At 64.8% G+C, this 21,461-nt stretch carries 18 protein-coding genes and 3 pseudogenes; 12 read left to right on the forward strand and 9 right to left on the reverse strand.

What is annotated here, in order from left to right; genetic code table 11:
* Positions 1-403: 403 nt before the first annotated feature.
* The 4 genes and pseudogenes from FOJ82_RS16785 to FOJ82_RS16790 all read left to right on the forward strand — a co-directional run.
* Positions 404-676 (forward strand): hypothetical protein, encoded by a 273-nt coding sequence (locus FOJ82_RS16785; protein ID WP_246099912.1) that lies wholly within the window; start codon positions 404-406, stop codon positions 674-676.
* Complete coding sequence (locus FOJ82_RS17065; protein WP_425472511.1) at positions 646-909, forward strand: hypothetical protein; 264 nt, start codon at positions 646-648, stop codon at positions 907-909. Before FOJ82_RS16785 ends, FOJ82_RS17065 begins: the two co-directional genes overlap by 31 nt.
* 86 nt (positions 910-995) lie before the next feature.
* Positions 996-1,187, forward strand: a pseudogene (locus FOJ82_RS17070) (IS3 family transposase); the annotation flags it as partial.
* 26 nt (positions 1,188-1,213) lie between these two features.
* A pseudogene (locus FOJ82_RS16790) lies at positions 1,214-1,481 on the forward strand (IS1634 family transposase); the annotation flags it as partial.
* 110 nt (positions 1,482-1,591) lie between these two features.
* On the opposite strand, the gene FOJ82_RS14925 reads toward FOJ82_RS16790, so the two are convergent.
* From FOJ82_RS14925 to rfbB, 6 genes are all read right to left on the reverse strand, one after another.
* Positions 1,592-3,007, reverse strand: coding sequence for an oligosaccharide flippase family protein (locus FOJ82_RS14925; protein ID WP_185975834.1), 1,416 nt, complete (start codon positions 3,005-3,007; stop codon positions 1,592-1,594).
* 101 nt (positions 3,008-3,108) lie between these two features.
* Positions 3,109-4,272 (reverse strand): glycosyltransferase family protein, encoded by a 1,164-nt coding sequence (locus tag FOJ82_RS14930; protein WP_143939299.1) that lies wholly within the window; start codon positions 4,270-4,272, stop codon positions 3,109-3,111.
* Positions 4,273-4,280: 8 nt separating this feature from the next.
* Complete coding sequence (locus FOJ82_RS14935) at positions 4,281-5,420, reverse strand: EpsG family protein (RefSeq protein WP_143939300.1); 1,140 nt, start codon at positions 5,418-5,420, stop codon at positions 4,281-4,283.
* The gene (locus FOJ82_RS14940; protein ID WP_185975835.1) at positions 5,417-6,358 is read right to left on the reverse strand and encodes a glycosyltransferase family 2 protein; all 942 of its coding nucleotides are present in this window, start codon (positions 6,356-6,358) and stop codon (positions 5,417-5,419) included. The genes FOJ82_RS14935 and FOJ82_RS14940 overlap by 4 nt, the downstream gene beginning before the upstream one ends.
* 360 nt (positions 6,359-6,718) lie before the next feature.
* Positions 6,719-8,116 carry a sugar nucleotide-binding protein gene (locus FOJ82_RS14945; protein ID WP_143939302.1) on the reverse strand — a complete coding sequence of 466 codons (1,398 nt, stop codon included), beginning with the start codon at positions 8,114-8,116 and terminating at the stop codon, positions 6,719-6,721.
* Between the two features lie 4 nt (positions 8,117-8,120).
* A complete protein-coding gene (gene rfbB, locus FOJ82_RS14950; RefSeq protein WP_143939303.1) occupies positions 8,121-9,116 on the reverse strand; it encodes a dTDP-glucose 4,6-dehydratase in 996 nt (331 codons plus the stop codon).
* Positions 9,117-9,246: 130 nt separating this feature from the next.
* On the opposite strand from rfbB, the gene rfbA reads away from it, so the two are divergent.
* Positions 9,247-10,113 (forward strand): glucose-1-phosphate thymidylyltransferase RfbA, encoded by an 867-nt coding sequence (gene rfbA / locus FOJ82_RS14955; protein WP_143939304.1) that lies wholly within the window; start codon positions 9,247-9,249, stop codon positions 10,111-10,113.
* 835 nt (positions 10,114-10,948) lie between these two features.
* A pseudogene (locus FOJ82_RS14960) lies at positions 10,949-12,488 on the forward strand (IS1634 family transposase).
* 16 nt (positions 12,489-12,504) lie between these two features.
* On the opposite strand, the gene FOJ82_RS14965 reads toward FOJ82_RS14960, so the two are convergent.
* Positions 12,505-13,086 carry a hypothetical protein gene (locus FOJ82_RS14965; protein ID WP_143939305.1) on the reverse strand — a complete coding sequence of 194 codons (582 nt, stop codon included), beginning with the start codon at positions 13,084-13,086 and terminating at the stop codon, positions 12,505-12,507.
* 11 nt (positions 13,087-13,097) lie between these two features.
* Between FOJ82_RS14965 and FOJ82_RS14970 the strand changes: the two genes are divergently transcribed.
* Complete coding sequence (locus FOJ82_RS14970; protein ID WP_143939306.1) at positions 13,098-13,385, forward strand: hypothetical protein; 288 nt, start codon at positions 13,098-13,100, stop codon at positions 13,383-13,385.
* A 57-nt stretch (positions 13,386-13,442) separates the two neighbouring features.
* Positions 13,443-15,278, forward strand: a complete 1,836-nt coding sequence (locus FOJ82_RS16970; RefSeq protein ID WP_143939307.1) for a helix-turn-helix transcriptional regulator — start codon at positions 13,443-13,445, stop codon at positions 15,276-15,278.
* Positions 15,279-15,315: 37 nt separating this feature from the next.
* Here the strand turns inward: FOJ82_RS16970 and FOJ82_RS14980 are convergent, their stop codons facing one another.
* Positions 15,316-15,996, reverse strand: coding sequence for an alpha-L-fucosidase (locus tag FOJ82_RS14980; protein ID WP_246099913.1), 681 nt, complete (start codon positions 15,994-15,996; stop codon positions 15,316-15,318).
* On the opposite strand from FOJ82_RS14980, the gene FOJ82_RS14985 reads away from it, so the two are divergent.
* The 4 genes from FOJ82_RS14985 to FOJ82_RS15005 all read left to right on the forward strand — a co-directional run bounded on the left by FOJ82_RS14985 (position 15,931) and on the right by FOJ82_RS15005 (position 20,380).
* On the forward strand, positions 15,931-16,689 hold the full coding sequence (locus FOJ82_RS14985; RefSeq protein ID WP_246099914.1) for a sulfatase-like hydrolase/transferase: 759 nt from the start codon (positions 15,931-15,933) through the stop codon (positions 16,687-16,689). The genes FOJ82_RS14980 and FOJ82_RS14985 overlap by 66 nt on opposite strands.
* A 691-nt stretch (positions 16,690-17,380) precedes the next feature.
* A complete protein-coding gene (locus FOJ82_RS14995) occupies positions 17,381-18,091 on the forward strand; it encodes a polyamine aminopropyltransferase (RefSeq protein WP_143939309.1) in 711 nt (236 codons plus the stop codon).
* Positions 18,092-18,098: 7 nt separating this feature from the next.
* Entirely contained in the window at positions 18,099-18,998 is a 900-nt protein-coding gene (locus tag FOJ82_RS15000; protein WP_143939310.1) for an alpha/beta hydrolase, read from the forward strand.
* A 56-nt stretch (positions 18,999-19,054) separates the two neighbouring features.
* Positions 19,055-20,380, forward strand: a complete 1,326-nt coding sequence (locus tag FOJ82_RS15005; RefSeq protein ID WP_143939311.1) for a WS/DGAT domain-containing protein — start codon at positions 19,055-19,057, stop codon at positions 20,378-20,380.
* A gap of 7 nt (positions 20,381-20,387) precedes the next feature.
* Here the strand turns inward: FOJ82_RS15005 and FOJ82_RS15010 are convergent, their stop codons facing one another.
* A complete protein-coding gene (locus FOJ82_RS15010) occupies positions 20,388-21,413 on the reverse strand; it encodes a LacI family DNA-binding transcriptional regulator (protein ID WP_143939312.1) in 1,026 nt (341 codons plus the stop codon).
* Between the last annotated feature and the right edge of the window lie 48 nt (positions 21,414-21,461).

The following is a 21,461-nucleotide window of genomic DNA, read 5'->3' on the forward strand; positions in this document are numbered from 1 at the left end:
ACCTCCGCGGTTCCGCACTAGGGTTCCGGAACTTGGCCAACTACATCGCCAGATCCCTACTCGAGACCGGCGGATTCAGACCCCAGCTACACCCTCGATTGTGAAGAGCCGCATAAGGTGATCGAGGTCTCCCGCCCGGACGGCGGCTTCGGCGGCTGAATGGGAAGTCCGACACGCTCGATTCGGAGAACGCCGCCCGAGCGGTCCTTGCCGGGTTCGCGGCCGCCGTGCCGAAGACCGGCGACGGGGTCGTGGAGATGATCCGGCAGCTGAAAGTCGCCCACGATGCCGCGGTGAAGGACCGCACCGGGGCGATGATCACGCTCAATGCGATGCTCGTCCACGCCACCGAGGACCTCCGTCGAGAGACCGCCAAGAAGACGCAGAAGATGATCGCCCGTCAATGCGCCGCACTGCGTCCCCGGGGTCGGGAGACCCCTGGGGACGCGAACCGTCACGCTCTCCGGTCGATCGCGAAACGCTGGATGATCTCGAGACGCAGATCGAGCAGCTCGTCCTGCCGCGCGCGCCGCATCTATTCGACGAGTTCGGCATCGGCGTCGACACTGCTGCGGAGATCCTCATTGTCGCCGGCGACAACCCCGAACGCAGCGCAGCGAAGCCGCGTTCGCGAAACTCGCCGGCATCAGCCCTGTCCCGACCGGCTCCGGCATGACCAGCGGGAAGCGCCGGATCAACCACGGCGGGCACCGCCAACTGAACGCCGCGATTTATCGGACCGTGATCGTCACCAATGAGATTCCACGAGCCGACCATCGCCTACGTCGCCCGCCGCACCTCCGAGGGCAAGAGCAAACGAGACATCATCCGCTGCCTGAAACGCTACGTGATCCGCGAGGTCTACCACCTCGTCAAAACGACCCACGAACCGGCGAAATCAGGAGTTGACAACTATAGGAGCATCAACGCGATGGCCGAGGCGCTGAACTCGCTGTTCAAGGCCGAGTGCATCCGCAACCCAGCGATGCGCCCTCGCCGGCGGATGGAAGAACGTCACCGATGTCGAGATCGCAGTGGCCGAGTACATCGACTGGTACAACCACCGCCGCCTCCACGGAGAACTCGGCCACGTCCCACCGAGCGAGTTTGAGACCAACCACTGGTCCCAACACCCAACCAGCCACTACCGTGAGGACAAGGTCCTCACCCGGACCGGAACCAACTAACCGAGTCTCCACCGAACCCAGGGCGATTCAGGAAGTCGAAATCGGACCTGAAGGCCAGACCGATCTACCACCACAAGCGCGAATCGATCAGTACACACCTGTCGATCGTGTTCGCCTCCCTGGCCGTCTCGCGCTGACCTCGAGGCACGCACCGGCTGGAGCATCAAGAAACTCGTCAAGAACCTGCGCCGCTACCGCACCATCGAGATCCAAGCAGGAGACACCCTCGTGACCACCGCTGACCCCTTACCCGAGGACCTCGCCGAGATCCTCGACCGCATCCACGGCCGATGACCTGCGCACCAAATGATCAAAGTCAGGTATCGGATGGACCTTGCCCGCCACCCCCGCACGACGAACTGGCACTCGCCGGCCATCCACAAGGCCCGGCGCGGGATTCGCCCCTACCTCCCACGCACCGTCCTCATCACCTTACGCCATTCGCCCACAACGATTGACCCACCGAGTGTGGCCGCACAGACCACCACGGTCTCGATAACCAACGTCCAGAACGGGGACAGTTCATACAACAATCCGCGGACAAACCACCCAAGACCAAAGACAATTGCGGCCACACCGGCATGCCTGATAAACAGACGGAAGAAGTCAACAACCGACGATCCGAACCCGAATTTCACCAAGATCGCGTAATCACAAATCCACTTAAAGGCGACACTGACCAACACCGCCCATGCAAGAACCGTGACCTCCCCCGACATTGCACCAACAATGGCACACCCCACAGCAATGACCCCGATCACGCTGCCACTTACAAACATTGGGCGCGTCGCACCTAGACTCTGATAAACTGGCCCCGCCGTGACCACGCACATTTGGAACCAGATGGACAGACTCAGAATCTGGAACGGTGCAACCGCTCCGAGCCACTGGTCGCCCAGAATCAAGAGAACGATCTCTCGCCCCCCCAAGAATCCTACAGCCGAAACGAAAATCCCAAGTATAGAAAGTAACCTGACAACTCCGACATAACTATCATATACTTCCCTAGGAGAATCCTGCTTCCGAGATAAAATTGGATGAAGAATGCCGTTCAGTACGAAGGAGGTATTGTTTACAGGGTAGTTGGTGAGGGTAAGCGCCTGATTGTAAACTCCCAACCGTGACGGCCCCATCCAAATGCCGACTAGGAACCCGTCGATATTTCGGGAGAGGTACCTAACCACACTCGAACCATAATCAAAAGATGCAAAGCCAGCAATCCTAGATACGGACTCGCGCCGCACAGGCCAACTCGGCATGACTCGCACCTCGCGCCAGTTGGAAACGAACACCACCAACGACGTGCTTAAGGCCAAGAACAAGAGCGAGTAAAGGCCCACTCCAAGAAACGCGCCCCCAATTCCAAGCGCAACCCCCGCGATTGTCCCAATCAGCTGCCTCCTCCCGACAGCGTACAACCGCCCCTTTTTTAGGACCAACCCTGCAGGAATTGCGTTCACTATGGACAAGATCAGGGTAGCACTAGCCAAGAGACCCACGCGAAAGTAGATGGCATCTTGCATATTGACCGCAATAATCCCAGCCCCCACCAGGAAGCACCCACCGCATAGGCTCGCCAAGAGAATTGAAAGGGTAAAGAGGTCGCGCACTGCTCCTTGGTCTAGATCACGAATCTGCACCACGGCAACGGTAAGACCAGCAGTGCCTAAGATACTGAAGAACCCACTCAGCATTGTACTCAAGGCAACGATGCCGAAATCGCTAGGCGACAGGACTCGCGCCAGCACCATCGTATTCATGAGCGCAAGCAGAAGCGAACCTGAACGGGCAACGATATTCCCGAACGCAGACCTCCTCATCGTCGCCTGCATGAGCTTGGCTGATCCGGCGGAACAAAACCTCTACCAATGTCCATCTATCTCCTCAGTGGGCAGACGCAAACTTGCAAGGATCGCCCTACTCATAAGACTCCGTCCGAGGCCAGACCTAGTGCCTTGCGTAATTGTTGTGACCAATCTAGGTGCGCCACGCTAGCGCGGATCTCCTCTGGAGAGTTGTCCAGAGAGTCATACCATTCGACGATGGGCCCAAGCTCGATTTGACCTTCGGGAACCTGATATGCAAAGGGAGTTGTGGTGAACTCGGGGTCTGTCATGCCGTAAATGAAGGGTATCCCTCGGGCTGCGAAATCGCGGTGCTTCAACGTTTGCACAGCCCGAATTCCGCGATCGCCGAGCTCCTCCAAGTTCCCTACGCCAATGTCGGTGCGCTTCAGGGCGGCCTCGAGCTCATCTTCGAAGAGAGACCCATGGAACTCAACCCTGTCTCTAAGCCCAGGAGATGATTCCGCAAGAGCTTTTAGCTTTGACAGCTCCGGCCCTTCACCTATTACATTGAGTCTCGCAACTCTCCGCCCCCCCGCGAGCAGATAACTCTGCAGAGCATCAAAGATGCGCTCCGTGCGATGCCAGGGTTGAAGCGACGAAACCACACTCAGTTCAATCGCCCTTCCGCGGGGGAGAGCTGGACGGAGTGGAACACTGTCAAGGTCAACACCGTTAGCAATGCGTACAGTTTGCACCCCAAAGATCTCTGTGTCGTCCGAGAACGTCACAATTCGATGCAGGCCGAATCGTAGGAAATGCCGAGCGAGCCTATCGAGCCACTTTATCATTGCGTTTCGCTGCTCCCCATCATATGGGAATGTCGGAATCTCCATCCACACTCGAACCCGGCGCAGTCGGAAGAATATAAACCATGCAACGGCATTCACGTCTAGGACCAGGGGCTTCCTGAGATACAGATCAGTGATTTGCCCACCCTTGGCTTCCGCCCAAATCATGTGGTATATCCTTGGGTATCGGAGTGCGATATTCATGGCTGTGTCGAGCTTGCCCCGATTCCAAACGTCGACGCTACGATTCCTGAACTCGTATCTGTCGCATTCGCCTACCTGTCTCCCTGTCAAAATGTTAAGGTCTCGGATGTCACCTGCGTCGAGTATCTGTTGGAATGCTCTCGCTTGGGCCTTGATCTTTATACTTATCCCGCCGCGAGGCGGCCAGATGGCAGCAAACGCGAGGCGCAAGTTTCTGGACATCTCTATGGACTCCTTATTCGACATCACGATCGTTACCCTGGGATGAGGGTCAGGGCTATATTATTGAACAGGACTTCCCCTCCCGGGGAATCGCCTATCGGCCACCAGATGTACGCAACCCCTCGGGCGATCGTGTAAATCAAGACTGAACGGAAAAAACCGAGTTGTCGTTCCCTCTGGCCCGATAAAGCCCGGTGACCCAAGAAGTAGGCTCCATAGTATAGAATGTGGAGATTCCGTGGAATTCGGGTGAAGTTGGACGAATAGACATACAGTGGAATAGCTATGAAACAGAGGAGGGCCGCGTTTAGCGTGAACGTAACCCACTTGTCAGCCTGTGCCTGGCTAATGCGCTCGAAAGGCGTGCTATTGACCTCCACTACGGCCTTCTTGGCGATCCACAAGTTCCAGATCGCCCAAGCGTCAAATCCTACGGGCAGCAGAAACCCTATCCTAGCTCGGGTCGAAAGATAAATGGCCAGCCGGTCCAGATTCCCAACCCCGCTCGTGAGTTCTATCAGGAGGTTAGTGAGGCTTGGGAGGAGAACGGCTATTAGGAGACCTACTACGCCAATGACGAGAGGCCATTTACCAAGGGCTTTGTCCAGTCGCCTTCTCAGAAGGACTAGGGGCGCATACAAGAAGGCCAGCGCATGCATACTGCCGGCCACGATAATGAGGGCTCCGAATACCAGTACAGCCTTTCTCCCTTTCATGGTGACGATGAGCCCGGTAGCATAAACAAGAAGCGCCACAACAAGGAAGTTGCGAACCTGGATCACGTCCAAGAAGAATGGGAAGAGCAAGTAGAGGGGGTAGACATAGTTGGCGGCACCCGGCATTCGAGCTAGTGTTCGATGAATCAAGAGAATGCCTATTATCGCCACGGCAGTTACAAACTGTGCATAGGTGAGGCCGAGATGGACAGCCATGAGCATTAGATTCCTGAATCCGGGCTCAAAATAGGAATCGCCCAACTGGAAGGAGTTGGCCTGCAGTTCATACTGGTACTGATAGCCAGCGTAGTCCGGGTTAGTCATGTTGCCGGCAAAGAGTAGTATCAAGATACCAATAAATAGAGCGCTGACGAACTGATCGCGACGCCCAGAAAAGGCGATGCCCAGACTGATTGCGGTGATTGAGAGAATTAGCGCGAGGAGGACTACTGTCATGCCGCGCCAGATCCGTTCACGTTTCGTAGGCGCTGGCGGGAGTCGTGTATAAACTCATCGATGACGGCAATCCGCGCTTTATGTTCGGCTGCCGCTGATTTGACTCCGCGAAGGTGAGCGAGCGCCAGCCTGACCAGTTCTCGCCGTCGCTGATTCCGTAGAAAACGGTTCAGGTTAGGTCTGGCGAACTTGTCAGAATAGTGAGCCCGTGATTGCAGCCTATGGCGAAGACCTGACAGCGATTCAGTTTGCCCACCGCCTTCGTGATGGATTATTCGCAGGCTGCGGCTGAAGTGAGTGGTGTACCCTGCTTGATGGATCCGACGAAAGAGATCTCGTTCTTCGCCGTATAGGAAGATTCGGTCGTCGAACATCCCTACTTCTCTGAAGCTGGAAGCCCTCACAAAAAGCGCCGCCCCGGACGTGAACATGCGACTTTGCCAGTAGAGGCCAAACCGGTTGGTTAGTTTCGTCAAGGCTGCTGCAGTGAAGCCGCTCCATTCCTTCCAGTAGAAGGACAGCCTCTTACTCCCATCTGGACCAACAAGCTGGACGCCGAGGGTCCCTGCGCTCAGGTCTCGCGCGAAGTGCGTGACCGCCGGAACGAATGTCGGGGCAGTGAGTTCGGTATCTGGGTTAAGGAAAAGCAGAATGTCTCCCGTGGCAGCGCTGGCTCCAACGTTATTTCCTTCGCCGAACCCTCTATTGTCATTCGGGATAACCCGGAGTGGGATCGGGAAGGCTGTGTCCAAGGTTCTGAGGGCCTCCGCCACAGTTGCCTGAGGGCTATTGTCAACGACGATGATCTCTACGCCCGTGCTGAGGTCGTTGTGAGCAGCGATGCTTTCCAAGCACGCGAGGACAAGGTCAGGCCGAAGATACGAGACGATTATGACAGAGAGGGTTGTTGGCGGTGACACCTCGTTCGTGCTTGTCACTGAATGCTGCCCCCGTTCGCTTGTGAGATCGTATCCGGTTGTCGAGCCCGGTTGGCGGCCGTCGTGGAGAGGGCCCGTACGTCCGGGAGTGGTTTCGGTACTCAGTGATGGTACATGTTGAGGACATGGATCCGCGCTGAGATGAGGAGCATCTGCCTCTGCGGGTACGCGCGTCCTCACTGGAGTATCCCGTGTGGCCACCCGCTCAGTCTCGGTGGGCCCTTGCCAACATTTGGGCGGACAAGGCGAGGGAGAAGGCGACCGCATAGCCTCTCCGTAACCGGTGACAGGCATGACCAGGTCCCTACACATGTGCCCTTCCCCTCGCAGTGCCAAGGGGTAGGATGCCCGGGAGCATCATCAGGGGCGTGGGGTTTGGTTGACCCATTCGATGAGGCGTTGGTAGGCCGGTGCTGGGGTGTGGCCGGTGGCTTGGATCTTTGTGAGGTCGAGGGTGCTGTGTTGGGGGCGGGGTGCGATGGTCTTGTCCTTGGCCCATTGGGTGGTGGTGCAGGTGGAGATGTCGTCGGGGTTGCGGCCGCGGAGTTGGAAGACGTGTTTGGCGATGTCGGCCCAGGTTTGGGTGGGGCCGGTGTTGGTGAGGTTGTAGGTGCCGTGGGGGGCGTGGGTGGCTAAGAGGTGGTCGATGGCGCGGGCGAGGTCCTGGGTAAACGTGAGACGGCCGTGTTGGTCGTTGATGACGGTGGGGTTGGTGCCGTTGTCGGCGAGTCTGGCCATGGTGTCGACGAAGTTGTGGCCGTCGCCGATGACCCAGCTGGTGCGGATTAGGTAGTGCTGGGCGAGGGTGGCGGCGGCTTGTTCGCCGGCGGCTTTGGATTGTCCGTAGACGCCGAGCGGGGTGGGGGGTTCGTCCTCGGTGTGTTGGGTAATGGTGCCGTCGAAGACGTAGTCGGTTGAGATGTGGACCAGGGGGATGTGGGCGTTTCGGCAGGCGGATGCGAGGTGGGTGACGGCGGTGGCGTTGATCGTCCAGGCGTTGCGGCGGCCCGTGGGGGTTTCGGCGTCGTCGACGGCGGTGTGGGCGGCGGCGTTGATCAGGGCCGAGGTGTCGGTGAGGTCGAGGGCGGCGACGGCGTCGGGGTCGGTGATGTCGAGGTCGCCTTGGGTGAGGGCGAGGGCGTGGGGGAATTGTTGTTGGAGGGCTCGGCCGAGTTGACCGTCGGCGCCAGTGATGACCACGCGGCGGGGTGTCATGGGGGTGACGTCGGCGAGGTGGGGGTGGTGGCGGTCGGCCTCGGAGAGTTCGCAGCGTTCGGGTGGGATGGGCCAGTCGATGCCGAGGGCGGGGTCGAAGAGGTTGAGGTAGGTGTACTTGTCGACGGCGCTGGGGCTCCAGTGCCGGTTGACGAGGTAGGTGTAGTCGGTGTCGTTTTCGAGGGTCTGGTATGAGTTCGCGACGCCGCGGGGCACGAACACGCAGGTCCCGGGGGTGAGTTCTGTGGTGGTGGCTCGGCCGAAGCCGGGGCCGGGGCGCAGGTCGACCCAGGCGCCGAACGCGCGGCCGGAGCCGAGGCTGACGAGTTTGTCCCAGGGTTCGGCGTGGAAGCCGCGGGTGACGCCGGCGCGGTGGTTGTGGGCGAAGGAGTGTTGTACGGGTCCGAAGTCGGGCAAGCCGAGGGCGGTCATCTTGGCGCGCTGCCAGTTCTCCTTGAACCAGCCGCGGTTGTCGGAGTGGATCGGGATGGTCCCGACCAGGAGCCCGTCGATGGCGGTGGGGGCGAGGGTGTGGTGGGGCATCGGGTCATTGTCCCTTCGCGGCGTACTTGGCCTCGGTGGCGGCCTTGCTGGGGCGCCACCAGTCCTCGTTGTTGCGGTACCAGTCGATGGTGGCCGCGAGGCCGTCGCGGAAGTCGGTGTAGCGGGGCCGCCAGCCGAGTTCGTCGCGCAGGAGCGAGGCGTCGATGGCGTAGCGCAGGTCATGGCCGGCGCGGTCGTTGACGTGGTCGTAGGCGTCGGTCGGTTGGCCCATCAGCTCAAGGATCAGTTCGATGACCGACCTGTTGTCCAGCTCGCCGTCGGCGCCGATCAGGTAGGTGGTGCCGGGGGTGCCGGATTCGATGATGTCGAGGACGGCGTCGTTGTGGTCGTCGACGTGGATCCAGTCGCGTACGTTCAGGCCGGCGCCGTAGAGCCTGGGGCGGACGCCGTCGATGATGCCGGTGATCTGGCGCGGGATGAACTTCTCCACGTGCTGGCGGGGCCCGTAGTTGTTGGAGCAGTTCGAGAGGGTGGCGTGGATCCCGAAGGACCGCACCCAGGCCCGCACCAGGTGGTCCGAGGCGGCCTTCGACGCCGAGTACGGGCTCGACGGGTTGTAGGGGGTGGCTGGGGTGAACCGGTGCGGGTCGTCGAGTTCCAGGTCGCCGTAGACCTCGTCGGTTGAGACGTGATGCAGCCGGGTGTGGTGGCGGCGGACGGCCTCCAACAGCGTGAACGTGCCCACGATGTTGGTCTGGATGAACGGTGACGGGTCGTTCAACGAGTTGTCGTTGTGGGACTCGGCCGCGAAGTGGACCACCACGTCGCAGGCCCCCACCAGGTCGTCGACCAGATCGGTGTCGCAGATCGATCCCACCACCAGGCGGCAGCGGGGATCCTCGGGCAGGTTGGCCCGATTGGCGGCGTAGGTGAGGGCGTCCAGCACGGTCACGGTTGCGGTTGGATCGCGGTCCAGCAGACGGTGCACGAACCCGCTCCCGATGAATCCGGCCCCCCCGGTGCACATAAAGGAAGTCATGGAAAGGATCCTATAGGGGTCCCCGAGCAGGCGGACAATTGGGCTCGATAGGCTTGAGTAGGCCAATGTGGAATGGGCTGTCGCCAATAACGCGTGACTTAGCGTTGATGCATTTGAAGGGAAGTCGGGTATGCGGGGAATCATTCTGGCCGGGGGGACGGGCTCCAGGCTCCATCCGATCACGCTGGGCACCAGCAAGCAACTGGTGCCGGTCTACGACAAGCCGATGATCTACTATCCGTTGTCCACGATGATCTTCGCGGGGATCCGGGACATCCTGGTGATCACGACGCCGCACGAGGCCGAGGGGTTCCGGCACCTGTTGGGTGACGGTTCGCAGTTCGGTGTCAGCCTCTCCTGGGCGACGCAGCCGAGTCCGGACGGCCTGGCGCAGGCGTTCGTGATCGGTGAGGAGTTCATCGGTGGCGAGAAGGTGTGTCTCGTGCTGGGTGACAACATCTTCTTCGGTCCGGGGTTGGGGACCCAGTTGGCAAGGCTGGGTGATGTGGATGGGGCCGCGATCTTCGGATACTGGGTGGCTGATCCGACGGCCTACGGTGTCGTGGAGGTCGACGATGCCGGGCAGGCGGTCTCGATCGAGGAGAAGCCGGCGGTGCCGAGGTCGCATTTCGCGGTGCCCGGGTTGTACTTCTACGACAACTCCGTGGTCGGGATCGCGAAGGAGCTGGAGCCGTCGCCGCGGGGGGAGTTGGAGATCACCGACGTCAACCGCCGCTACATGGAGCAGGGGCGGTTGAGGGTGTCGGTGCTGCCCCGGGGGACGGCGTGGCTGGACACCGGTACGTTCGACTCGCTGGGGGATGCGACCAACTTCGTGCGCACCATCCAGGCGCGGCAGGGGTTGTTGGTGGGGTGCCCGGAGGAGGCGGCCTGGCGGCAGGGGTTCGTCTCCGACGCGGAGTTGCTGGTGCTGGCGGACCGCTACGCCAAGTCTGGCTACGGGGAGTACCTGCGGCAGCTGCTGATCCGTCAGTGAACGTTTCTCAAGTGACCTTCTTCGTTGTAGTCGTGTAAGTACAGGGCTGACACCACCAGCTTGATGGCTGAGCACCTCAGTTATGAGAAGGGCTGCAGGGCGAGCGGGAGAATGCCTGCATCGGGATCTGATCGAAGTCGGTCCCGACCGAGGGTGGCCCTGTCGAGATCGACGTTTCAGGGATCGTGATGGGATGGCCGCTCGAAGCCCTCCCGCGCGGGCCGGCTCCGCGTCCCAGGGCGATCCAGTTGGGTTTGCGCTGCAGTGGCGGGTTTGGACGCAGCACCGGCGGGGAAGTGGTGGGGCCGAGGATCTGGTTGATCCACGTGGAGGTCTACTGCTTCGACGGGGACAGCTTGGTGGGCATGAGGAGTACCTTCGCAGAGCAGGACGGACCGATTGAGGATGGTGCTGGAGTCACATTCTCCGTGCCACTCAGGGATGATCCGTGCGCAACGTTCGCAGCCGGGGTTGGCGGCTACTTCGTCTGAGTGCCACGATTCCCGGAACGCTCACCGGGCTGGTGCGTCACATGCTCAACGTGAACCGTTGCTCGCGTCTTTTGACTCTTCACACTGGGCCTGTCCCGCACCGCTGGGCGACCCTTGCTAGAACTCCTGTCCGGCCTCGGCCGCCGACTGCCAGTGCCCGATGGAGGAACGCGCCACGCCGAGGGCGAGGGCCGTGAACACGGCCACGAACAAGATGAGGGAAGCGTACGTCCTGAGTTTCACACCTGAGGACAGTTTTGGGAGTTCGGTCCGGCTCCGGTGCTAGTCAGAACGATTTGGGAGTGGCTGTTGGGGCACTAAGAACCTCGGTAGAATCACCGTTCATGAGCCCGTTCCTGCGGAAAGTGAAGACCGCTTCCGGGGCCACGGCCGTGCAGATCGTGGAGAAGAAGCACGGGCAACGCAGGATCGTGGAGCACCTCGGCCCAGCTGGCGGCGCTGATGCATGCCGGCAGGGCAAAGCTGGCGGCCAACCAGCCGGAACTGGACTTCGACGCCGGGACCGGTGGCCGTCCCCGCGCCGGCGTGGCGGTGGTGGAGGGCAAGTCCTCGCAGCTGTTGGTCGACGTGATCCGCGACTCGTGGGACCGGCTCGGGTTCGGCGTCGTGAAGGACGAGGCGTTCTTCCAGCTGGTGCTAGCCGGGTTGGTGGAGCCGACCTCGAAACTGGACAGCCTGCGTGTGATCGAAGAGCTCGGGTTCTTGCCGTTGCATCACAACAGCTACTACAAAGCTCTGAAACGCTGCGCTGACAAGGACTACCGACCCTTGATCCAATCGGCCTGCTTCGACCACGTCTGGTCCGGCGCCGGTGGCGACGTGAGTCTGTTGATGTATGACGTGACCACGCTGTACTTCGAGGCCGAGAACGAGGACGACCTCCGCAAGGTTGGCTTTTCGAAGGAACGGAGGGTCGACCCACAAATTGTTGTCGGGCTGTTGGTGGACCGCACCGGGTTCCCGTTGGAGATCGCCTGTTTCGAGGGTAACCAGCCCGAGACCCACACCATCATCCCGGTCGTGACCGCCTTCCAGGAACGCAACCAGGTCGCCGACATGGTGGTGGTCGCCGACGCCGGGATGCTCTCGAACACGAACCTGACCGCGATCGACGAGGCCGGGCTGAGGTTCATCGTCGGTTCCCGCGTGACGAAGGCACCCCACGACCTGGCCAAACACTTCCACTGGCACGGCGACAGCTTCAACGACGGCCAAGTCATCGACACCATCACGATGCGCCGCCACAAACCCGATCCGGAACGGGCCAAGACCCGCCGAGAGCCGGTCTGGGACCCCGGCCAGCACCCCGAGTCGTGGCGGGCGATCTGGCAGTACTCGAGGAAACGCGCCGTCCGGGACGGACACACTCTGACCTTGCAGGAGAACCGCGCCCTGGACATCATCGAGGGCCACCGCCCGGCGAAGAAGGCCCGGTTCGTGAAAACCAGCGGACAGAAGACCACCCTCGATGCCGCCTCACTTGAGCGGGCAAGAGCGCTCGTCGGGCTGAAGGGCTACGTCACCAACATCACCGCCGGCACCATGCCACCGGCCGAGGTCATCGCCAGCTACCACGACCTCTGGCACGTGGAGCAGTCCTTCAGGATGTCCAAGACCGACCTGGCGGCCAGGCCGATCTTCCACCGCACCCTCGATGCGATCGAGGCCCACCTCACCATCGTGTTCACCGCCCTGGCGATCGCCCGTGACCTCCAAGCCCGATCAGAGTGGAGCATCCGCAAGATCGTCAAGACCCTCCGCCCGCTCCAGCACGTCACAATCAGCGTCGGCGACCAGCAACTACAAGCCGAGCCTGCGATCCCCGACGCCACCGCCCAGATGCTCCAAACTCTGGGGCACTAAAAGTGTGAAACTCAGGCTAGAACTCCTGTCCGGCCTCGGCCGCCGACTGCCAGTGCCCGATGGAGGACCGCGCCACGCCGAGGGCGAGGGCCGTGAAAACGGCCACGAACAGAACGAGGGAGGCGTACGTCGCCCAGGGGGACAGGCCGCTGCCGATGAACTCCACCAGCACCCAGGCGATCATCGTGGGGCCGACCCACCGGGGCAGCATCCCACTGCGCCACACGGCAGCGCCCAGCAGGATGAACCCGATGACAGTGCCCAGTAGCCCGCAGGCGAGGAACGGGATCGCGCTCTGCTCGGTGCGTTCGAGCACGGCCGCGTGCACATCCACTGCGCCCATGTCCTGGGACATCGCCAGCATGGTGAGGTTCACGCCCCCGTACACGGTGTGCCCGAACGCCCCGAGCAGGGCCAGCGCGGAGCCGATCCCGGCGAGCACGGGGACCCGAGCGCGGACCAGGTTGGCCACGCCGAGCAGCCCGATGGCGACGAAGAGCTGCGAGGCTGTGTACCCCATGACCGAGATCGTGGCCGTCGTCCCGGCCTCGGCGATGGCCTCGAGGGAGTTCGCAGCGCTGCCGGAGAAGTCCGGCATCAGCAGGATGCTTGACCACGGTCAGAAGGCCGCTGACGAGCAACGAGTCGGCGACGACGCCGCGGACGATGCCGGCGGTGCGCGTCCCGCGCCGTTCCGGCGCGGTCGTGAATCTGGCGGGTGCGCTGGTTCCTGCGCTGTTGGAGCTGTTCATGGTGGTTCCCCTCGTGTCCTGGCCCGCCGGCGGTGGGCCTGCTGCCGACACTAGGAACGCGGGCGTCGACCCCGGCAGCGCCGTCGGTCGCGTCCCGCCTGGCCGCGGGTCGCGCCGTCGATCCGCGCAGGTGGCGCCGGGTTGACGTGGGAGTCAACTCAAGGATGACGACGGGGGCGTGCGCAGGGCATAGATTGTGGCCGTGGAGCAGCTCAGCGGCAGGCAGCGGGCGGCCGACGTCGTCGTCGCCGTGCTCGTGGCTGCGGTGGGGCTGGCCGAGATCTGGGTACCGTTCGACTCACGCAGTGGCGACGGCTCCAACTGGGTCAGCAGCGTTGGCGTGCTGCTGTTCGCTGCGACGGCGTTGGTGCTGCGCCGCGCCAGGCCGTGGTGGGCCCTCGCCGGGCTGCTCGTCTGGTCCCTCCTGGGGATGGCCTTCGGCGCCGGCCACATGCATCTGCTGTTCTTCGGCCAGCTGGTGCCCGTCATGATCCTCGCGTTCACCATCGCACGGCACGGCCGCGGCCGGTACCTGTGGGTGGCCTCGGCCGCGGTGGTCGCCTTCATCACGCTCGCCGACCTCTTCGTCCCCCTGCTCAGCAAGCCCAGCGAGCTGATCTTCCACTGGACCGGCATCGCCCTGGTGTGGATCACCGGGCGCGGGCTGCGCGTGGCGGCCGACCGGGCAGCCGCCGAGGCCGTCCGCGCGCACATCGCCGAGACGACGTCGCGGCAGCAGGCCCTCGCCGCGATCTCGCAGGAGCGTGCCCGGATCGCGCGCGAGCTGCACGACATCGTCGCCCACTCCGTCGGCGTCATCGTCGTCCAGGCGGGCGCCGCCGAGCAGGCGGTGGAGGACGACCCGGAGTTCACCCGACGGGCGCTGGCCGCCATCCGCGGCACGGGGTCGGACGCGCTGAACGAGATGCGACGGCTGGTGGGCATGCTGCGCGAGGCGGACGTCGACGGCGCTCTCGCCCCGCAGCCGGGCATCGCGTCCCTGCCGGAACTGGTGGAGTCCGTCCGCGGGTCGGGAGTCGACGTCCGCCTCGAGGTGACGGGGGAGGCACCCACCCTGCCCGCCGGGTTGGACCTGACCGTCTACCGGATCGTGCAGGAGGCCCTCACCAACATCCGCAGGCACTCCCGCTCCACCAGCGCGGAGGCGGGCCCTGGACTTCCGGGACGGCGCCCTCGAGATCTTGGTCAGCGACGACGGACCCGCCCGCAGCCCCGAACGCGATCCCGGCCACGGGCTGCTCGGAATGCGCGAGCGGGTGGCCCTCTACGGCGGAGACGTCGAGGCCGGCCCCGACGGCGACGGCTTCCGAGTCCGCGCGGTGCTGCCGCTGGAGAGGGTGTGAGTCCGATGGCCGAACCCGCGACGCTGACGGTGCTGATCGTCGACGACCAGGAACTGGTTCGGATCGGGTTCCGGCTGATCGTGGAGCGGGCCGGTTTCAGCGTCGTGGGTGAGGCGGGCGACGGGCTCGTCGCGGTGGAAGCTGCGCGGGAGCTGCGGCCAGAGGTCATCCTGATGGACATCCGGATGCCGCGGCTCGACGGCGTGGAGGCCACCCGCCGGGTCATGCAGTTGGCGCCGCCCGTCCCGAAGGTGCTGGTGCTGACCACCTTCGACCTGGACGAGTACGTCTACGAGGCCATCCGCGCCGGAGCGGCCGGGTTCCTCCTCAAGGACGTGCCCCCCGAGGACCTCGTCCACGCCATCCGCGTGGTGGCACGCGGGGAGGCGATGCTGGCGCCGTCGCTCATCACCCGGCTGCTGGAGCAGTACACGTCGCGGCCACGGGCCGGATCACCGCCCGCGGTGCTGTCAGGGCTGACCGATCGCGAACTGGATGTGGTCCGCCTCGTTGCGCGTGGGATGTCCAACGCCGAGATCGGCGGGTTGTTGTTTCTGAGCGAGGCGACGGTGAAGACCTACCTCTCCCGGCTCCTCACGAAACTCGGCCTCCGGGACCGGCTGCAGGTGGCGGTGCTGGCCTACCGGACGGGTCTGGTGCAGGCGGGCGACTGAGGGGAGGTCGGCGGCCCGAGTGCTCAGCGGCGACCGCTCACGGCAGGGCGACCGCCGCGACGGCGACGGGCGCCGACCGGAGGCCGTCGGGCACGTCGGTCCAACGGTCCACCACCGGTGTGTCCTCGCCGCCCAACCAGCTGACGCGGGTCAAGAAGCCGTGGGCCGGGACGCCCCAGCGGTCGTTGACCACGCCGTCGGGAACCTGCCGCAGGTATTCCCGGAACACGGCGGCCAGTGCGTAGTCCTCGCCGCCCTTGCCGCCGTCGGGCCACTCGATGTCGTTCCACAACACCTCGGGCTGGAAGCGCTCGATGAGCTCGTCCAGCTGGGCGGTGGAGTATCGCGAGAACTCGGCGTCGTTTCGCCGCAGCGTGAACAGGTCACGGTCTGACTGGATGGGCGGCAGGTCGGAGACGTGCCAGTCCAGGGCGCCGGAGAAGTACACGCCGAAGCGGGCCCCGGCCGCGCGGACGGCGTCGTGGATCTCGGCGATCAGGTCGTGCTTGGGACCGCGGTGGGCGGTTCTGAACCGCGTCGTGGCGGTGTCCCAGAGGCAGAAGCCGTCGTGGTGCTTGGTGGTGGGGAAGACGTAGCGGGCGCCTCGGGCTGGCGCGACGACGAGGTGGACGTCCGTGTCGTGTCGGAGGCCGTGTCCTGGTTGGGCGAGGGTGACGGGCGGCCGTTCTTCGCCTACGTCGCCTCCGCCGCGCCGCACCGGCCCTGCGTGCCGCCGTCGTTCGTCCAGGGCACGTCGGCCGCCGGAGCCCGCGGTGACTCCATCCACCTCGTCGACTGGATGGTGGGGGAGTTGGTGGATGCGCTCGCTGCCGCCGGCGAGCTGGACAACACGCTGTTCCTGGTCACCAGCGACAACGGCACGCCCATGATCTTTCCCGAGGACGGCGACGTGGCGAACTTCCCGCCCAACGGTCCGTGGCGCGGGCAGAAGGCCGACGCCTACGAGGGCGGGCACCGCGTACCGCTGGTGTGCGCCGGGCCGGGGGTGCCGGCGCAGGCGTCCCGTGGTGAGGTGATCAGCCTGCTGGACCTGCTGCCGACGATCGCGGAAGTGGTCGGGGCCACGGGCGTCGCGGGAGACGGGGTCGCGTTCCCGCTCGCGCCCGAGGTGGTCGAGGCTGACCCGGAGCGCATCATCGGGGTCCAGGCCTACGATGGCCGACTGGTGTTGCGGAGCGGGGATCGGAAGGCGATCTACGGTTCCGGCTCCGGCGGGTTCAGCGAGCCGGTGGGGGAGCCGTGTGGTCCACACGATCCCGACGGTCAGGTCTACGACCTGGGCAACGACCCGGCCGAGACCCGGAACCTGTGGGGCGACGGCGAGCGGCCCGAGGTCGTGCTGCACGAGCGGTTCTCGAACACGACGGGGTACGCCTGGCCGACGCGATGACCTGTGCGCGCGCGACCAGGCGGACCGCCTCCAGCTCGCGCTCCGTCAGCTCGGACAAGGATTCGAGGCGGACATGCCCTTGCGGCGCAGGCTCTGCATGAGGCGACACATCCGGGCAGCGTACTGGGGAGGTCGCGCCTGTCCGAATGCCTGATTGAAGGCTGTCCAAATGCCTGGTAGTAACCCGTCCAGATGTCTGGTTTGATGGCGCCCAAAGGGGTGGGGGCGCCTCGAAGGGACAGTTGCGAGCAAGCCCTGCAGGTCTTCGGGACCCTGAACGGGCCGATCATCGAGCCGGTCGGGACAGCACGGCCTCGGGAGCCCGGTGGAGTCCCTCCAGGAGGTTTTCATGGCTGCCCCCGATCTCGCCTTGCGAAAGAGGCCAGATCGTCAGGGTGTGGAGCCTTCCCGTCAGAGTTTGTGCCATCTGGGGCAGGGCATCTTGTCGCGTCGATCGATCAAGGTAGCAAACGTGAGCGCCCTCATCATACAAATGTGATTGGGTCGGGTAGGCAAACGTGAGTGACTCCAAGGTGCATACGTGAACAACTCGGGGTGGGCGGCAGTCTGGTCAATTCGTGGGTAGCTCGTTGTTCAGCGTGCGGTGATCCACGGGAAGCACGTCGATCCGATCGAAGCCGATATGTTGGGCGCGCGGGATCCGATCACACTCACAAAGGAGTCGGCCACGATGAGCGCACGTTTCGAGGAGGTTGCCTGGAGTCAGACTCCCCGCGGCACGATCAGTCTGCGTCGCAGGCTGGAGCCCACCCTCAACGTGGACGTCTACGAGGTGAAGCTCGGCGACGAGTTTCTCATGTCTAGCCTGTTCACGGTCGCTGAGGCCGAACTCGCGCGGCTGGGTCTCGCGCAGGCCCAGGGCGACGAACTGGACGTCGTGGTCGGCGGGCTCGGCTTGGGGTGCACGGCGCTGACCGCGCTCGAGGACCCCAGGGTGCGCTCGATGGTCGTTGTCGACGCGATGGCCGAGGTGATCGAGTGGCACGAGCGGGAGCTGTTGCCCGGCGCGACTGGACTCGTGCACGACGAACGCACCCGGCTCGTGCTCGGTGACTTTTTTGCGATGGCCGCCTCCGAGGCCGGCTTCGACCCCGACGCGCCCGGCCGCCGCTTCGACGCCGTCCTGCTCGACATCGACCACACACCCAAGCACCTGCTGCACCCCGACCACGCCCCCTTCTACAGCGTCGACGGCCTGCGCCGGCTCAAGAGTCACCTGAACCCGGGCGGAGTCTTCGCCCTCTGGTCCGACGATCCGCCGGACGAAGAGTTCAATGCGTTGCTGGCCGAGACCTTCGACTCATCCGAGGCGCACGTCGTCACCTTCGCCAACTTCCTCACCGGCGGCGAGTCGAGCAACACCGTCTACGTCGCGCACTGAGGTGAGGATGAGGAAGCTGTTGGGTGCGGCGGGTTGGTTGACGGCTGGCGTCGGGATCGGCGTCGGGGCGCTGGCGGGGTTCACCGCCTGGACGCTGAACGGCCCCAGGCGGCCATGGCCGAACTACACCTTCACCCCGTTCGAGTTGGACGTCCCCTTCGACGACGTCGCGTTCACCGCCCCCGACGGGGTCCCGCTGGCGGGCTGGTGGCTGGACCGCCCGGACTCGCCCATCGTCGTCATCTGCGCGCACGGGCACCGAGGCAACAAGTCCGACATGCTGGGGATCGGCTCCGGGCTGTGGCGGGCGGGGCACAGCGTCCTGCTGTTCGACTTCCGGGGCAACGGTGACTCCGGCGACGGCCCCCAGTCGCTGGCGCACCACGAGCAGCGCGACCTGAGTGCCGCCGTCGACCTCGTGCGCGAGCGCCGCCCGGACGCCCGGATCGCGGTGGTGTCGTTCTCGATGGGCGCCTCCACGGCAATCCTCACGGCCGCCGACGACCACCGGATCGAGGCCCTCGTCGCGGACTCGCCGTTCGCGACGCTGAGCGACGTCGTCGCCGCCGGCTACCGGCGCCATCGGCTGCCGAGCGAGCCGCTCATCCCGGTGGCCGACCTCGCGAACCGCCTGCGCTACGGCTACGCCTTCGCCGAGGTGCGTCCCCTGGACCGGATCGGCGCCATCTCACCCCGACCGCTCCTGCTGCTGCACGGAGCCGACGACCGAGTAATTCCGTACAGCCACGCGCTCCAGCTCGCGGAGGCCGCTGCCCCGGGGCCGGTGGAGTTCGTGACATTCGACGGCGTGGACCACTGCGGCGGGTACTTCGAGGACCGCGGCGGCTACATCGACCTGGTGGCCGACTTCCTGCACCGCTCGTTGGGTGCGCCGGCGGCGCCCTGACCGCGTAGGCCACCCCTGCGTGTGGTCGCTGTCCGTCATGGGCGCATGCTTGGGAAATGAAGCCCGAAGAGCTGAACCCGACCCAGGAGGGGTCTGGCACACGCCTGCCGTCGACCGGAGGTCTCGACGACGAACTCGAGCCCCTCACTGCGGTGGACGCGTCCAACCTCACCTTCGATGCCGACAACCAGGTGAACTCCTTTCTGTTCGCCGGCGTCCTCGGACATGGAGGTTTCGTGGGGGACGACGGGGAGATCCACTTGGACGTACTGCGCCGGGAGCTCGAGTTGCGCATCGCTGCTGGTGGCGGCTCGGACCTGCGCCGCCTCGCCCAACGCGTCTCCCGGCGTGGGTCGCGGTGGTTCTGGGAGCGGTGCCGACCGGACCTGGAATGGCACGTTCGGCGCGACCAACCGGTCCGCGGACTCGCCGGGCTCGGGGAGCGGTGCGCGGGGTTGGCGGTCGAGCGCCTCCCCGTCGATCGCCCCTTGTGGGAGCTGCTCTTGATGCCGCTCGAGGGCACTGCTGACGTGGCAATGGCCCTGCGGGTGCACCACGCCGTCAGCGATGGCGTGGGCGCCCTGAGTCTGGTGGACTTCCTGCTCGGCCACGGCTCTGGGACTCGGCCCGCGGCGTCCCTGAAGGACGTGGTGCACAGGCCGCGACGTCGTCGGTTCGAGTTCGCGAGGGTGTTCGCGATGGTGCGCTCCCGGGTGGAGCCCACAGTCCTGCTGGGCCCCATCGGGGACAACCACGGGGTGGCGTTCGCCGACGTGGAACTCGAGGCGCTCCGACAGGCCGCGCACGCCGTCGGAGGGACGATCAATGACGCGCTCCTGGCGGCCGTGGCGGTCAGCATCCGGACCGCCTTGGAGGGCATCGGTGAACCCGTCCCGGACCCGTTGCCCGCGAGTATCCCTGTGGCGTTGCCCGGGCGGGGAGGCGCGGGCAACGCCACAGGGGTGATGCTGGTGGACCTGCCGACAGCTGTCGCGGACCGGCGCGAGCGGGTCCGGCGCATCGCTGAGCAGACGAGCGTCGGAGTCGGCTTGGCCCGCGAGCAAGGCACCTACGAGCTGACCCGAAGCCGGACGGGGGCGCGGCTCATGCGGTGGCTGGCGCGGCGGCAACGCTTCGTCGCGGTGTTCGTCACCAACGTCCGTGGCCCCGAGCGGCCCCTCACAATCGCCGGCGCCCCCTTGCTGCGCGCCTGCCCCATGGCGCCGATACAGGGCAACGTGCGGCTCGGGGTCAGTGCCCTCTCCTACGCCGGTCGGCTGACCTGCACCATCCACACCGGGACGGATGCCCTGTCCGCGGCTTTCGTGGCGGAGGCGCTCCAGAGCGAACTCGAGGCAATGGTCGGGACCGATCGCAGTTGAGTCCTGCCTATGCCCGGGGCTGCGTTGTCTGCCGGACCTGGAGCGTTCCCGGAATGGTGATCCGGGCACCCGAGCGGGTGGCGTCCCGGCCCTGCGTGAGCAGCCGGACCGCTTCGGCGGCGATCAGTTCCATCGGCTGGCGGACCGTGGTGAGGCTGGGCAGCATCATGGACGCGAGCTCGATGTCGTCGAAGCCGGTCACCAGCACGTCGCCGGGAACGGAACGGCCACCGGCCTGGAGGCCGGCCACGACGCCCAGGGCGAGGAGGTCGTCGGTGCAGACCACGGCGTCGGGGACCTCGCCCGAGCGCAGTAGCAGCTCGGCGGCGCCGTGGCCCTCGGCGATGGAGAAGGAGCCATCGATGAGGTGCTCGGGGCGCAGGGTGATCCCGAGCCGGGCGGCCTCGGCGATCACCTCCTGGGTGCGGACCGCGGCGGAGAGGCTCGACTCGGTGCTGGTGACGTGCGCGATGCTGCGCACGCCGCGTTCGTGGAGGTGGGCCATGACGTCGCGGATCCCGGAGCGGTCCTCGACCCCCACCCAGGGGATCCGCAGGCTGGGCACCTCGCGGTCCAGCTGCACGACGGGCACCTGCGCGACGGCGGCCGCCATCGCCGGCGCGCTGCGCTCCGCGTGGCAGGGGACCAGCAGGATCCCGTCGACCGTGCCGGACGACATGGAACGCAGCCGCTTCGCCTCGAGTTCGACGCTGCCGCGGGAGTCGCTGAGGAACAGGTTGAGGTCGTGGGCGCTGAGGGCGTGCTCCACCTCCTCGACGAGCTCGGTGAAGAACGGGTTTCGGATGCTGGGGACCACCATGCCCACCGACCTGGTCAGCGAGCTCCTGAGCGCACGCGCGATCGGGTTCACCCGGTAGCCCAGCCGGGCGGCGGTCTTCTCCACCAGTTCCCTGGTGGCGGCGCTGACCTTGTGGGGGCTGCCGCCCAGCACGCGCGACACCGTCGCCGTCGAGACGCCGGCGGCCTCGGCCACGTCGGCCAAGCGTGCTGGCAATCGATCTCCACTGCTCATGCGGCAAGTCTAGGCGCAATTGCTTCCGGATTGGGGAATGGGTACGCT

It is taken from the genome of Tessaracoccus rhinocerotis, from assembly GCF_007197885.1.
GTDB lineage: Bacteria > Actinomycetota > Actinomycetes > Propionibacteriales > Propionibacteriaceae > Arachnia > Arachnia rhinocerotis.